The organism is Nocardia sichangensis (genome assembly GCF_047200615.1).
Taxonomy (GTDB): Bacteria; Actinomycetota; Actinomycetes; order Mycobacteriales; family Mycobacteriaceae; genus Nocardia; species Nocardia sichangensis.
Window position 1 is genome coordinate 1 of sequence record NZ_JBJZOK010000020.1, and the last position, 12,929, is coordinate 12,929.

Here is a 12,929-nt window from a genome sequence, read left to right on the forward strand (position 1 = left end):
CCCGCGGCGGGGGCGGGGGGTGGCCGGCCCCACCGGGGGCGGGGGCCCCCCCCCCCGCGGGCCCCCCCCCCCCCCCCCGCCGGGGACGCGGCGGCCGCGCAAACGCGAGCCGGGCCGCGAACGGCGGATGCTCGGTCTCGCTTCGCTCGAAAGACGTGGTTGGGGTGCGCTGGGCGCGTCGGTGTAGGAACTCGCTACCAGGTGCACGCGGTTGTAGTGCTGGCTGCGGGTCCGGCGGCCGGGCCGCGAAGGGTGGATACTCGGTCTCGCTTCGCTTCGAAGGCGTGGGTGCGTCGGGGTCGAGGCTTGCTACCGGGTGCGCGCGGTTGGTGGTAGCTCTGGTGTCGGCTCGATCGGTTCGGCGAGTTGTCGGGTACGAGTCGGCTGTGTTGGCCGCCGGCGCGTGTGACTCGGCCGGGACTGCCCGGAGGGGCAGGCGTGTTGGCCGTTCGGGCTGTGGCGGGGCGCGTGCGACTCGTGGGTCGAATTCGAGACGTTGTGCATGAGGCCGCAGTAGTTGCCGGTCCGCCGGGGTGTTTTGCCCTGCCTGGGCGGCTGCTCGGTCTCGGTTCGGTCGCAATTGTGCTGGGTCTGATGAGGCGATCCGGTCGTTGTGGCGGCGGGGTTGGTGAGTGCGGGAGTGTGCTGTTGTGTGGCTCACTGGGCGGTGGGGACGGGTCGCCGCTCGGCTAGGGTTGGGATTGTTACCGACGAGTAGGACGGGGCGACACGGGTCGGGGCGCGGGCGGTCGATTCGCGGCGGTTCGCCTAGCCTGGATCTGAACGCTCGATCGGACACATCCGCTGGAGGAGTCGAGCATGGCGAAGAAACCGGAATCGCAGCTTCTCGGGCCGGAGCAGCGCAGTGCGGCCTGGGAGCGCTTCGGCAAAGATCATTTCGATGTGGTCGTCGTAGGTGGGGGCGTGGTCGGGGCCGGCATCGCGTTGGACGCGGCGACCAGGGGCTTACAGGTCGCTTTGGTCGAAGCCCGCGATTTCGCGTCCGGGACGTCCAGCCGGTCGTCGAAGATGTTCCACGGCGGACTGCGCTACCTCGAGCAGCTGGAGTTCGGATTGGTGCGCGAGGCGCTGCGCGAGCGCGAACTCGCGCTGTCCATGCTGGCTCCGCACCTGGTCAAGCCGCTGCGCTTCCTGTACCCGCTGACCAACCGCGTGTGGGAGCGTCCGTACGTGGCGGCGGGCCTGGTCCTGTACGACACCATGGGCGGGGCGAAATCCGTTCCCGGGCAACGGCATCTCACGCGCGCGGGCGCGTTGCGGCTGGCGCCCGGGTTGCGGCGCGATTCGCTGATCGGCGGTGTCAGCTACTACGACACTGTCGTCGACGACGCACGCCACACCATGATGGTGGCGCGCACGGCCGCGCACTACGGTGCGGTGATCCGCACGTCCACCCAGGTCGTCGGATTCCTGCGGGAAGCCGATCGGGTGGTCGGTGTGAAGGTGCGCGACACCGAGGACGGCCGCGCGGGCGAGGTCCGTGGACATGTGGTGATCAACGCGACCGGCGTGTGGACCGACGAAGTCCAAGCTCTGTCGCATCAGCGCGGCCGGTTCCATGTGCGGGCCTCCAAAGGCGTGCACATCGTGGTCCCACGCGACCGGATCGTGAGCGACACCGCGATCATCCTGCGCACCGCCACATCGGTGCTGTTCGTCATTCCCTGGGGCGCGCATTGGATCATCGGCACGACCGACACCGAGTGGAATCTCGACCTCGCGCATCCGGCCGCGACCAAGGCCGATATCGACTATCTGCTGGAACGGGTGAACCAAGTACTGGTTCAGCCACTCACGCCGGACGACATCGACGGCGTGTACGCGGGCCTTCGCCCGTTGCTGGCCGGGGAGAGCGACGAGACCTCCAAGCTCTCACGTGAACATGCCGTCGCCCGGGTCGCACCCGGTCTGGTCGGCATCGCGGGTGGCAAGTACACCACCTATCGTGTGATGGCTCTCGACGCGGTGGACGAAGCGGCGCAGGACATACCGGCCCGGGTCTCACCGTCGATCACGGCGAAGGTGCCGCTGCTCGGCGCCGACGGCTATTTCGCGCTGGTCAACCAGACGGTGCAGCTGGCCGAGACCTACGGGGTGCATCCGTACCGGATCAAGCACCTGCTGGATCGGTACGGCTCGCTGATCGCCGATGTGATGGCCTTCGCCGAGGACCAACCCGAACTGCTGCAACCGATCACGGACGCGCCGTCCTATCTCCAGGTGGAGGCGGTCTACGCGGCGGCGGCCGAAGGCGCCCTGCATCTCGACGACATCCTGGCCCGGCGGACCCGGATCTCGATCGAGTACCCGCACCGCGGAGCCAATTGCGCAGAGCAGGTGGCCCGGCTGGTCGCGCCCGTCCTGGGCTGGGACGACGAGGAGATCGACCGGGAGGTACGCACTTATCAGGCGCGGGTCGAGGCGGAGATCCAATCGCAGACCCAACCGGACGACGCCTCCGCCGACGCCCTGCGGATCGCCGCGCCCGAGCCGCGCCCGCAGATCCTGGAGCCGGTGCCGTCGGAGGGCTGAGTGTGGTCAGTCGGGCGCTTCCATCGCCATGGCCCAGCCGACCAGCGAGCGCAGGTAGCGCAGCACCAGTTCGTCCGGATACGCGCTCGGGTCGGTGAGGTGCAGCCGGGCCAGTTCCTCCATGGCGGCCAACAGGATTCGCTCTGTCGGACCATTCGGATCCACGGTGACCCCGAGGTATCTGGACAGATGACGCGCGCCGATCGCCCGCGCGTAAGCGCGACCGAGCGCGAGTCGCTCGCGCAGCTCCGGCGGCCCGCCGTCGAACGGGCTGAGCATGATCCGCCAACTGGTCGGCGCGGCGCGCAGGTAGGCGAGGATGCCGCGACCGACCCGGTCCACGTCACCGTGGTCCCAGTCCACGCTGCGCACACCGGCGAAGGCGATGGCCGACTCGCGGTCCAGCAGCGCCGACGTCAGCCCGGACAGGTCGGTGAACTGCTGGTACACCAGCGCACGGGCGACCCGCGCTTCGCGGGCCACCCGGTCGATGCTCACCGCGCCGAAACCTTCGGTGGCGACGATGTCGCGCGCCACGTTCAGCAGCTGGGTACGGCGGTCGGCGGCGGACATCCGGCGCTTCGGCCGCGCCTCGCTGGTACCGCGCTCGGCCGTGGAGCGGTCGGTGGTCACGCCGTCGAAGGTAGCTCGAGCAGCAGCTCGACCGCCCGCGCCGCACTCTGCGCCGCGCTTTCCATCGTCGCCGACCAGTCGGTGGCGGTCCAGTCACCCGCGAGGGTCAAAGTGGGCACCGAGGTGCGCTGGCTCGGGCGCAACGCGTGGTTGCCGACGACTTGGGAGAAGGTGGCTTTCGGCATGCGGACGACTTGGGCCTGTACCACGTTCGCCGCTCGCGCCGCCGGATAGTAGCGGCGCAGCAGCGCCATCTGCTCGGCGACGATCTCGTCGCCGTACTTGTGGATCTGTTCGTAGGCGCCACTGGTGGTCAGGCAGTACAGCCAGGCCTTCGCGGTACTGCGCCCGGTCATCCGCTGGCGATCGAAGACCTCGTCGATGACGCCGGTGCCGCCGATCAGCGCCTCGAACTCGGCCGTGGTCCCCAGTGGGCGATCGAGATAGAGGTTGGTGCTGACGATCGGCGTGTAGCCGAGTTTGTCGGCCGCCGCGTAGATCTCGGCGTGCTCGGGTAGATCGTCGAGCAGGCCGCCGATGTTCGAGTTGGGCACGGCGCACACCACCGCGTCGGCCGGGATCGTGCTGCCGTCCGCCAACGCGACGCCGCTGGCCTTCCCGTCCACGATGTGGATCCGGCGCGCCACGGCTCGATAGCGCACCTGCACGCCGTGCTTCTCGAAGACACGCAACGCCCCGGTGACATATAACGTGTCCAGATCGGTGGTCGGATAACCGATGTCGACGGCCTGCCGGTGCCGCAGGCCCAGCCGGATGCCCGTGGCCATCACATCGGCGAACACCTTCGCCGACTCCCGCTGGACCGGCTCCGCCGCGATGCCGAGCGCCAGCCAATCCCACAGTGCTTCCCGGGCTTTGGCGGGCATGCCGACCCGGTCGAACCATTGCTCGGTGGTGAGGCCGGGCAGGTCGGCGGGCTGACACAGGCATTGCCAGCCGAGCCGGAGCGTGGCGATCGTCGCGCGTACGCGCTCCAGCGGGTTCGCATCGGGATGCGCGCCGGAGAGCGTGCGCAGCGCGGCGATTCCTTTGGTGCGCATGGTGACGCTGCGGCCGTCGGGCCAGCGCAGTGTGCCGCCATGTGGGAAAGCGACGTACTGCCGTGTGCCGACGCTGGTCAGATAGCGGAACAGGTGGTCGTATCCGCTGGCGATCACGTGCTGGCCGTTGTCCGGTGGATCGTCCACCGCCGCGGCGCGCATGGCGTGGGTGCGTCCGCCGAGCCTGCCTCTGCGTTCGAGCAGGGTGACCTGCTTGCCCGCTTCCGCCAGCCAGACCGCCGAGGCGAGCCCGGCCAGGCCGCCCCCGATCACCACGTATCGCCGTGGGTCGCCCATGCTGCCTCCCGCCATAACTGACAAATTGTAAGTTAGGTGGGCGGGAAGTGCTCGTCAAGAGTTGTCGGCCGATATCGGCTGTAAGGCAGCGAATTAGCGCGCGGCGTGGCGGATCGCCGTGTCGGAAACCGGGACTCGCGGCATCGGATCAATCGGCCGGGATGGGCTGACATCGAGGGCAGAAGAAGATGCCCCGCTCTCGCTGCACCACGCGGTCGTGATCCGGTGCGGTGTCACCGAGTAGGTCGGCGACGAGTGGGGTGCCGCAGCGCTGGCACGGACGGTGTGTTCGGCCGTAGGCCAGAGCGCGCCGCGGCGGCTTGGCCACCGATTCGGCGAGGATGCGGTGTGCTTCGTTGACCATGGCCAACAGGTCCGGGACGTCGCCGACCCTGGTCGCGGGGTGGACGCGGCGCAGGAAACACACCTCGCTGCGGAAGATGTTCCCGATACCGGCGAGGTTGCGCTGATCCAGCAGTGCGACGCCGACGGGTTGATCCGGATACCGCGCCAATCGCCGGACGGCTTCCGCCGCATCCCAATCCGGGCCCAGCAGATCGGGTCCGAGATGGTCGACGATGCGGTGCTCGTCGCCCACCCGCACGACCTCGACGGTGCCCAAGGAGAACCCGACTGCTTCGACGTCCGCGGTGCTCAAGACGACTCGTGCGGCGACGCGCGGTTTCGTCCAGCGCTGTCCGCAGTGGAACACGCGCCAGCTGCCCTCCATCTTCAGGTGGGTGTGAACGCTCACGGTGGGCGTGCGGATGAACAGGTGTTTTCCGTAACTGCCGACGCTTTCGATCACCTGCCCGCGCAGATCCACCGTCGCGTATCGCGGTACGCGGAAGTCACTGCGCGTCAGTTCTTTGCCCTCCAGCGCGGTGCGAAGCCGTTTCGCGGCGAGAAAGACGGTGTCCCCCTCAGGCATACGGCAGCTCCGCCGAGTCGGCGCGGAATCGCGGGCTCACGGGCGGCTCCGGAGGCGCAGGCCGCGGGGGGTGGCGGAGAAGCCGGCTTCGGTGAGGAACCCGGCGAACGTGTTGCCATGCACGGTGTCTCCGTTGACCCGGTCGATGACCAGCGAGTCCACCCGGCGGCGGTGGACCAGGTCGGCGAGCGCCGCGGCGGCGGCGCGGCGGGCGTCGGGGTCCTCGGTGAAGGTGAGCAGGGTCTTGCCGCCCCGCTCCAGATACAGCACCAGTTCACCGTCGACGAGCACGACGAGCGCTCCGGCCTTACGTCCGGGGCGATGCCCGCCCTCCACGTCGCTCTTCGGCCAAGCCAGAGCGGCGCCGTATGGGTTCGCCGGATCGGACGCGGCCAGTGCCAGTACCGTGCCGGTCGGCTCCCTGGACTCGGGACGGGCGCGTTCCGGGTCGAAGGAGCGCAGCCGGTCCACCACGTCGGTGGTGGAGAACTGCGCGCCGCCCAGCGAATCGACGAAATAACCGCGGCGGCAGCGTCCTCGGTCCTCGAACTCCGTGAGCACCCGGTACATCAGCGCGAACCCGCCCGGCACGCCCTCGTTCTGCACCGAGCCCCTGGTCAGCACGCCGTACCGCTCCAGGAGCAGATCCGCGGTCGCGTGGGCGCGCAGCGTGTTGTCCGAGACCCGCGCCGGGAGCAGAGACCATCTCCCGGCGACCGAGGGCGGGCCGGAACGGGTGGGCATGCTCGGCCGGGGCAGGTAGGCCCGTCCTCGCGGGGCGCGGCGGGGCGTGCGGTGGGCCGTCGTGGTCCGGGCCGTGCCGGAAAGCAACGCCCGTACCGGCGCGAACGTGTCACCGGAAACCATTCCGGCCCAAACCAATTCCCACAGCGCGGCGGCCGCAGCGGTGTCGTCGAGCAGGCCGGTGGCGTCCGAGAGTTGCCGGAAGAAGTACGCGCCGCCGCCCTGCGGCACGGGTATCAGTCGTTCCGCGGGAGCGCCGGAGATCGAATGTCCCGCACCGGCCGCGTCTTCCGAGCCGACCGGTGATCGTCGGCCACGTCGGCCGTTGTCCGACTCGTTCGGTGTGGCGCCACCGGCCGTCTCGGCGGATCGCCTGCGCGCGCCGTGACCGTCGGACGCACTGCCGGTCGGCGGATCCGGCTCGTCCAACGGCACGGGCGGTCGATCCGGCACGGTTTCCGCGGGGCCGGGTGGCGTCCATGGCACGAAGGTCGCGCCGAGCGCGGCGAGCAGGCGTAATTGGACATCGGTGAGATCGACCTCGTCCGGCGGCGCGAGGGTGAACGGCGCCTGCTCGGCCGGATGCAGGGCGATCCAGCCGTCCTTGGCGGTGATGGCGCCGTGCCCGGACCAGATCACCTCACCCGTCGCCATGAGCTCGTCGAGCATGGCCGGGGTGTAATCACGCACCCGCGCGGGCAGGACGAGCGATTCCCAGGCGGACGCCGGGATCGGCACGCCCGCGAGCTGTTCCACGACGGCCGCCACGCCGTCGACGCCGCGCAGTTCGCCGCTGCCGACGTGCTGCCAGGACGGGAGAAAGCGCCCGAACGCTGCGGTCGAGACCGGCTCGACCTCGTGCCTGGCGGCGGCGAGCGATCTGCGGCGCAGCCGGCGCAGCACCTGCGCGTCGCACCACTCCGCCCCGGCGGCTCCGGGCGTGAACTCCCCCTCGACCACCCGTTTTTCGATGGCGAGCCGGTGTAGTGCGGTGGCGGCGACCGCGGTGCCGAGCCCGAACCGGGCCGCCACCGCCTCCGTGCCGAACGGACCGTGCGTGCGGGCGTAGCGGCCGACCAGATCGCCGAGCGGATCGGCTACCGGCTCGATGAACGCCGATGGTGTGCCGATCGGCAGCGGAACCCCGAGCGCGTCGCGCAGCCGGGCCGCGTCCTCCACCGCGACCCACCAGCTGCGCCCCGCGAAGGAGACCTCCAGCGCACGGCGTGCGGACACGAGGCTTTCGAACCAGGCGACGGGATCCTCGTCGGAGCGCTCGGCGGCTTCGGCGGCGGTGAGCGGCCCGAGCAGCCGCAGCAGATCCGCCAAGCCCTCGGCGTCGCGCGCGTGCCGCTCCGGAGTGAGCCGCTGCAGTTCTCGCTCGGTTTGCTCGATGACTGCGGCGTCGAGCAGTTCGCGCAGCTCGACCCGGCCGAGCAACTCGGCGAGCAGACCGGAATCGAGCGAGAGCGCGGCGGCGCGCCGCTCGGCCAGCGGGCTGTCGCCGTCGTACATGAACTGCCCGATGTAGTCGAACAGCAGGGCGTTGGCGAACGGTGACGGCGTCGCGGTCTCCACCTCGACCAGCCGTATCCGGCGCCGCCCCACCTGTCCGAGCAGGTCGCGCAGCGACGGCAGGTCGTAGACGTCGCGCAGGCATTCGCGCACCGTCTCCAACAGGATCGGGAATTCGGGGAACTTGCGCGCGACGTCCAGCAACTGGGCCGAGCGCTGCCGCTGCTGCCACAGCGGCGCTCGCTTGCCCGGGTCGCGGCGCGGCAGCAACAATGCGCGGGCGGCGCATTCGCGGAACCTCGAGGCGAACAGCGCCGAGCCGCCCACCTGCTCGGTGACGATGTCATCGATCTCGTCGGAATCGAAGACGAACAGTTCGGCGCCGGGCGGATCGTCGGTGGTATCGGGCAGCCGCACGACGATGCCGTCGTCGGAGGCGTTCGGCGCGGCGTCCACACCGAGCCGTTCGCGCAGCCGCGCCCCGATGGCCAGCGCCCAGGGAGCGTGGACCGGAAGACCGTAGGGGGAGTGCAGCACCAGCCGCCAGTCGCCTAGTTCGTCGCGGAACCGCTCCACCACCAGCGTGCGGTCGGTGGGCAGATGTCCGGTCGCGGTGCGCTGTTCGTCCAGGAGTGTGAGCAGGTTGGCGGTCGCGTTGTCGTCGAGACCGGCGGAAAGCATGATATCCGCGACGCGCTCCGGTACCGCGGGCGCGCGACCCGTGCCGTTGGGTATCGAATCCGCCTGCGCGCGAGTCTGTTTCGACGCCTTCGGAGGTGTGCCCGCATCGCGCCGTGCGGTCTTCCCGGCACCCGTGGACGCCTCGGCGGCGAGGTCCTGTGCGACCGTGCGCACGAATTCGCCGAGCGCAGCGCCGAGTTCGGCGGGCCGACCGAGCCCGTCGCCGTGCCAGAACGGCAACCGCCCCGGCTGTCCGAACGCGGGCGTGACCAGCACCCGATCGAAGGTGATCTCCTCGATCCGCCAGCTCGTCGCCCCGAGCGCGAACACGTCGCCGACCCGGGACTCGTAGACCATCTCCTCGTCGAGTTCCCCCACCCGGGAGGCCTTCTCGCCCACCATGTACACCGCGAACATGCCGCGATCGGGGATCGCTCCGCCCGAGGTCACGGCCAGCCGTTGCGCGCCGGGCCGCCCGGTGAGCGTGCCCGCGTCGCGATCCCAGACCAGCCGGGGACGCAGTTCGGCGAACTCGTCGGACGGATACCGCCCCGAGAGCAGGTCCAGCACCGATTCGTAGGCCGAGCGCGGCAGCGACGCGTAGCTGCCGGTGCCGCGCACGACGTCGAACCACGCGTCGACGTCGATCGGGTCCAGCGCGCACGCGGCGACGGTCTGCTGCGCGAGGATGTCCAACGGATGCGCCGGGATCTGGATCGCCTCGATCTGTCCGGCCGTCATCCGCCGCGACGCCACCGCGCAATGGATGACGTCGGTGCGGTGCTTGGGGAAGATCACCCCGCGGGAGATCTCGCCGACCTGGTGCCCGGCCCGCCCGATCCGCTGCAATCCGCTGGCCACCGAGGGCGGCGCCTCCACCTGGACCACCAGGTCGACCGCGCCCATGTCGATGCCGAGTTCCAGGCTGCTGGTCGCGACGACGCAGCGCAGCCGCCCGCTCTTGAGATCGTCTTCGATCAGCGCTCGCTGCTCCTTGCTGACCGAACCGTGGTGCGCGCGCGCCAGCAGGGGCCCCGCGCCGTGGATCACCTCGGTGGACGGGCCGAGCTGGGCGGGCGGCTTGTGCTCGGTCTCCACCGGCTCGCCCAGCCGCGCCGCGTAGGCCTCGTTCAGCCGGGCGGTGAGCCGCTCGGCCAGCCTGCGGGAGTTCGCGAACACGATCGAGGACCGGTGCTCCAGCACGAGTTCGACGATCGCCTCGTCCACGTGGGGCCAGATCGATCCAGGCTGGTCGGAGTCGCCGGGCTCGGTCATGTCCGCCACCGGCACGCGCACCGACAGGTCGAACGTCTTGGGCGCGGGCGGCGCGACCAGGGTGATCGGCGCGTTGCCGACCAGGAACCGGCCGACTTCCTCCGGCGGCCGGACGGTCGCCGACAGCCCGATGCGCTGGGCGGGCCGCTCGGTCAGCAGATCCAGCCGGGCCAGCGACAGCGCCAGGTGCGAACCGCGCTTGGAACCGGCGATCGCGTGCACCTCGTCCACGATCACCGTGCGCACGTCCCGCAGCGTCTCGCGGGCCGCCGAGGTGAGCATGAGGAACAGCGACTCCGGCGTGGTGATCAGGATGTCCGGCGGGGTGCGCAGCATGGACCGCCGATCGGACGCGCTGGTGTCGCCGGAACGGACCCCGACGGTGATCTCCGGCGGCTCCAGTCCCAGGCGTTTCGCCGTCTGCGTGACGCCGACCAGCGGCGCTCGCAGATTGCGTTCCACGTCCACCGCCAGCGCCTTCAGCGGGGACACGTACAGCACGGAAGTGCCCGCCCGCTCCGGCCGACGTTCCCGGCCGGCCAGCTGGTCTATCGCCCACAGGAACGCCGAGAGCGTCTTGCCGGATCCGGTGGGCGCGACGACCAGAGTGTGCTCGCCCGCCGCGATCGCCTTCCACGCCCCCAGCTGAGCGGAGGTCGGCGCGGGGAACGCGCCGTCGAACCATTCCTGGGTCGCGCGGGAGAACTGGGCCATGGATTCAAGTGTGCACCGGCCCACCGACAAGCACGCCCGTACCGTTTCGCGAGCGAAGCGGGAGCAATCGAACAACGGCCGCCGACGCCGGGCCGTACGCTTCGACAGGTGCAAAAAGTGCTCAGACTCGACCTGGTCAGCCATGGGATGACCGAGGCGATGCGGAAGGCACGGTTCCCGGTGGACGAATCGCTCACCGAGGCGGGCAGGCGGGCGGTGGCCGGATGCGGGCCGCTCACCGCCGCGCGCGTGCTCACCGGCCCGGAACGCCGGACGGTGGAGACCGCCGCGTTGCTGGGGCTGCTGCCGGATGAGGAGGACAACCGGCTGCGCGACCTGGACGCGGGCGCGTGGCGCGGCGGCGAACTTATGTCGGTGCCCCAGGATGAGCTGTACGCCTGGTTGACCGACCCGGCGTTCCGCGGGCACGGCGGCGAGTCCGTGCTGGACGTGATCGAACGGACCAGGCTCTGGATGGCCGAGGTCGCCGCGCGGTCGGTGTCCACGATCGCGGTCACCCACCCGGCGGTCGTCCGGGCCGCGCTGCTGGTGACGCTGGACGCTCCACCGAAATCGTTCTGGCGCATCGATATCCCGCCCGGCAGCGTCACCCGCCTGCACTATCGCGGCGAATGGACGCTGCACTTCACGGCCTGAGCCGGGATACCGACCGCTCGAGGGGGTGGCTTTCGGGCCGAGCCGGGCTAGTGTCTGAGACTATGGGTAACAACAAAGGGTCGCAGCGGCGCGGCCTGGCCATCGGATGCGGTGGCACCGTGGGGGCGGCCTGGATCGTCGCCGCCCTCGCCGCCGCCCGGGATGTGCTCGACTGGGATCCGCGTGAGGCGGACGTGCTGCTCGGCACGTCCGCGGGTGCGGAGACGGTGACGATGCTCGGCAGTGGCGTTTCGGTGGACGACCTGGTCGCGTTGCAGCGCGGCACCGCGACCGACCCGATCCTGCGCGAGCACCGCGCCGCCGAGCCAGGCCGGTTTCCGCCGCTGCCGCGCCCGCGGCTCGGCTCGCCCCGACTGCCGCTGCGTCGCCAGGAGCCGGGCCAGGCGCTGTTGGCCGCGGGCAGCGGACTGCTGCCGGTCGGCGGTGGCGACCCGGGCTGGCTGCAACGGCTGGCCGAACGACTGAACCCCGGCCGCGACTGGGTGCCGCATCCGGCGACCCGGCTGGTGGCGATGGACTACGCGACGGGCGAGCGCGTCGCGTTCGGCGCGCCCGGTGCGCCCGCCGCGACCATCGGCGCGGCACTGCGGGCATCGTGGGCCGTGCCCGGCTGGTTCCCTCCGGTCACCATCGGGGGCCGCCGCTTCGTCGACGGCGGCGCGGGCTCCACGGCCTCGGTGGACCTGCTCGTCGCCGAGAACTTGGACGAACTCCTCGTGCTGGCTCCGATGGCCTCCGCGGCCCGGATCCCGGCGACCGGCCCTGGGCACCTGCTGGAACGGCAGCTGCGCAACCGGATGAGCGACAAGCTCCGCACCGAGATCGTACGACTGCGCGCCGCGGGCACGAAGGTGCTGTTCGTTGGCGCGACCGCCGACGACCTCGCGGTGGCGGGACCGAACTTCATGGACGGCCGCCGCCGTCTCGCCACCTTCGAACACAGCCTGCGCAGTACCCGTCGCACGCTCGAACAAGGAGCATTCGTATGAGAATCCTCGGATCCGGTTACCCCGCGATCGACCTGCGCGAGGCGACAGTCCTGATCACCGGAGGCGGGCGGGGAATCGGCCGGGCCACCGCGGAATTATTCGCCGCGAAAGGATCTCGGGTCGTAATCGCCGACGTGGACAAACCCGCCGCCGAGGAGACGGCCGCCGCGATCGGGGCGAGTGCGTTCGAACTCGACGTGCGTTCGCGCGGGCAATGGGACGCGGTGGCCGCTGCGGTCGGCGGAATCGACGTGCTGGTCAACAACGCCGGTGTCATGCCTGCGGGCGCGTTCCTGGACGAACCGGACGTGGTCGGTCAGGCCACGCTGGATATCAACGTCTGGGGTCTCATCCACGGCATGCGCGCCGTCGCGCCGGGCATGATCGAGCGTGGTCGCGGCCATGTCGTCAACGTCGCCTCGCTGGCGGGCAAGGTCCCGATTCCGGGGCTGGCCGTGTACAACGCGAGCAAGTTCGCCGCGGTCGGTCTCTCGGCGGCGACCCGCCTGGAATTCGCCGGGCATGGCGTCAGTGTCAGCTGCGTCCTGCCGTCGGCCGTGCGAACCCGCCTTTCCTCGGGATTGACACTCGGCCACGGCATGCCGACCGTCGACCCGGAAGACGTCGCCGGCGCGATCGTGCGCACCTGCGTCACCCGCAAAGCCGAGGTGGCCGTGCCGAATTACCTCGGCCCGCTCGACATCGCATTGGCGGCCGCGCCGGAACGCGCGGTGCGCCTGATCCGGGGCCTGTTCGACGGGGATCGCGCGTTGCACCCGGCCGACGAGAAGGTCCGCGCGCAGTACGAGAAAGAGGTGCGTTCCATCAGCTGATGCAACGAAAAGCGGCCCGGGAGAA

At 70.6% G+C, this 12,929-nt stretch carries 8 protein-coding genes; 4 read left to right on the forward strand and 4 right to left on the reverse strand.

Translation table 11 applies throughout. From position 1 onward, the window contains the following. Positions 1 to 819: 819 nt before the first annotated feature. Complete coding sequence (locus ACL03I_RS25345; RefSeq protein ID WP_364433314.1) at positions 820 to 2,553, forward strand: glycerol-3-phosphate dehydrogenase/oxidase; 1,734 nt, start codon at positions 820 to 822, stop codon at positions 2,551 to 2,553. Positions 2,554 to 2,559: 6 nt separating this feature from the next. Here the strand turns inward: ACL03I_RS25345 and ACL03I_RS25350 are convergent, their stop codons facing one another. From ACL03I_RS25350 to ACL03I_RS25365, 4 genes are all read right to left on the reverse strand, one after another. Further along, a complete protein-coding gene (locus tag ACL03I_RS25350; protein WP_355073766.1) occupies positions 2,560 to 3,126 on the reverse strand; it encodes a TetR/AcrR family transcriptional regulator in 567 nt (188 codons plus the stop codon). Between the two features lie 56 nt (positions 3,127 to 3,182). Further along, complete coding sequence (hpnE, locus tag ACL03I_RS25355; protein WP_412807109.1) at positions 3,183 to 4,544, reverse strand: hydroxysqualene dehydroxylase HpnE; 1,362 nt, start codon at positions 4,542 to 4,544, stop codon at positions 3,183 to 3,185. A gap of 148 nt (positions 4,545 to 4,692) precedes the next feature. After that, positions 4,693 to 5,475 carry a DNA-formamidopyrimidine glycosylase family protein gene (locus ACL03I_RS25360; protein WP_412807110.1) on the reverse strand — a complete coding sequence of 261 codons (783 nt, stop codon included), beginning with the start codon at positions 5,473 to 5,475 and terminating at the stop codon, positions 4,693 to 4,695. A gap of 36 nt (positions 5,476 to 5,511) precedes the next feature. After that, positions 5,512 to 10,404: an ATP-dependent helicase gene (locus ACL03I_RS25365; RefSeq protein WP_412807111.1), complete on the reverse strand. Its 4,893-nt coding sequence runs from the start codon at positions 10,402 to 10,404 to the stop codon at positions 5,512 to 5,514. Between the two features lie 108 nt (positions 10,405 to 10,512). Between ACL03I_RS25365 and ACL03I_RS25370 the strand changes: the two genes are divergently transcribed. The 3 genes from ACL03I_RS25370 to ACL03I_RS25380 all read left to right on the forward strand — a co-directional run bounded on the left by ACL03I_RS25370 (position 10,513) and on the right by ACL03I_RS25380 (position 12,904). After that, on the forward strand, positions 10,513 to 11,061 hold the full coding sequence (locus tag ACL03I_RS25370) for a histidine phosphatase family protein (RefSeq protein ID WP_039796212.1): 549 nt from the start codon (positions 10,513 to 10,515) through the stop codon (positions 11,059 to 11,061). A gap of 62 nt (positions 11,062 to 11,123) precedes the next feature. Then, entirely contained in the window at positions 11,124 to 12,071 is a 948-nt protein-coding gene (locus ACL03I_RS25375; RefSeq protein ID WP_355073464.1) for a patatin-like phospholipase family protein, read from the forward strand. Further along, positions 12,068 to 12,904: an SDR family oxidoreductase gene (locus tag ACL03I_RS25380; RefSeq protein ID WP_355073466.1), complete on the forward strand. Its 837-nt coding sequence runs from the start codon at positions 12,068 to 12,070 to the stop codon at positions 12,902 to 12,904. Before ACL03I_RS25375 ends, ACL03I_RS25380 begins: the two co-directional genes overlap by 4 nt. Positions 12,905 to 12,929 lie beyond the last annotated feature (25 nt).

Bases quoted from the DNA above. Each gene is read 5' to 3' on its own strand.
- ACL03I_RS25345 (WP_364433314.1), top strand. From the start codon at position 820: ATGGCGAAGAAACCGGAATCGCAGCTTCTCGGGCCGGAGCAGCGCAGT.
- ACL03I_RS25350 (WP_355073766.1), bottom strand. From the start codon at position 3,126: ATGTCCGCCGCCGACCGCCGTACCCAGCTGCTGAACGTGGCGCGCGAC.
- hpnE (WP_412807109.1), bottom strand. From the start codon at position 4,544: ATGGGCGACCCACGGCGATACGTGGTGATCGGGGGCGGCCTGGCCGGG.
- ACL03I_RS25360 (WP_412807110.1), bottom strand. From the start codon at position 5,475: ATGCCTGAGGGGGACACCGTCTTTCTCGCCGCGAAACGGCTTCGCACC.
- ACL03I_RS25365 (WP_412807111.1), bottom strand. From the start codon at position 10,404: ATGGCCCAGTTCTCCCGCGCGACCCAGGAATGGTTCGACGGCGCGTTC.
- ACL03I_RS25375 (WP_355073464.1), top strand. From the start codon at position 11,124: ATGGGTAACAACAAAGGGTCGCAGCGGCGCGGCCTGGCCATCGGATGC.
- ACL03I_RS25380 (WP_355073466.1), top strand. From the start codon at position 12,068: ATGAGAATCCTCGGATCCGGTTACCCCGCGATCGACCTGCGCGAGGCG.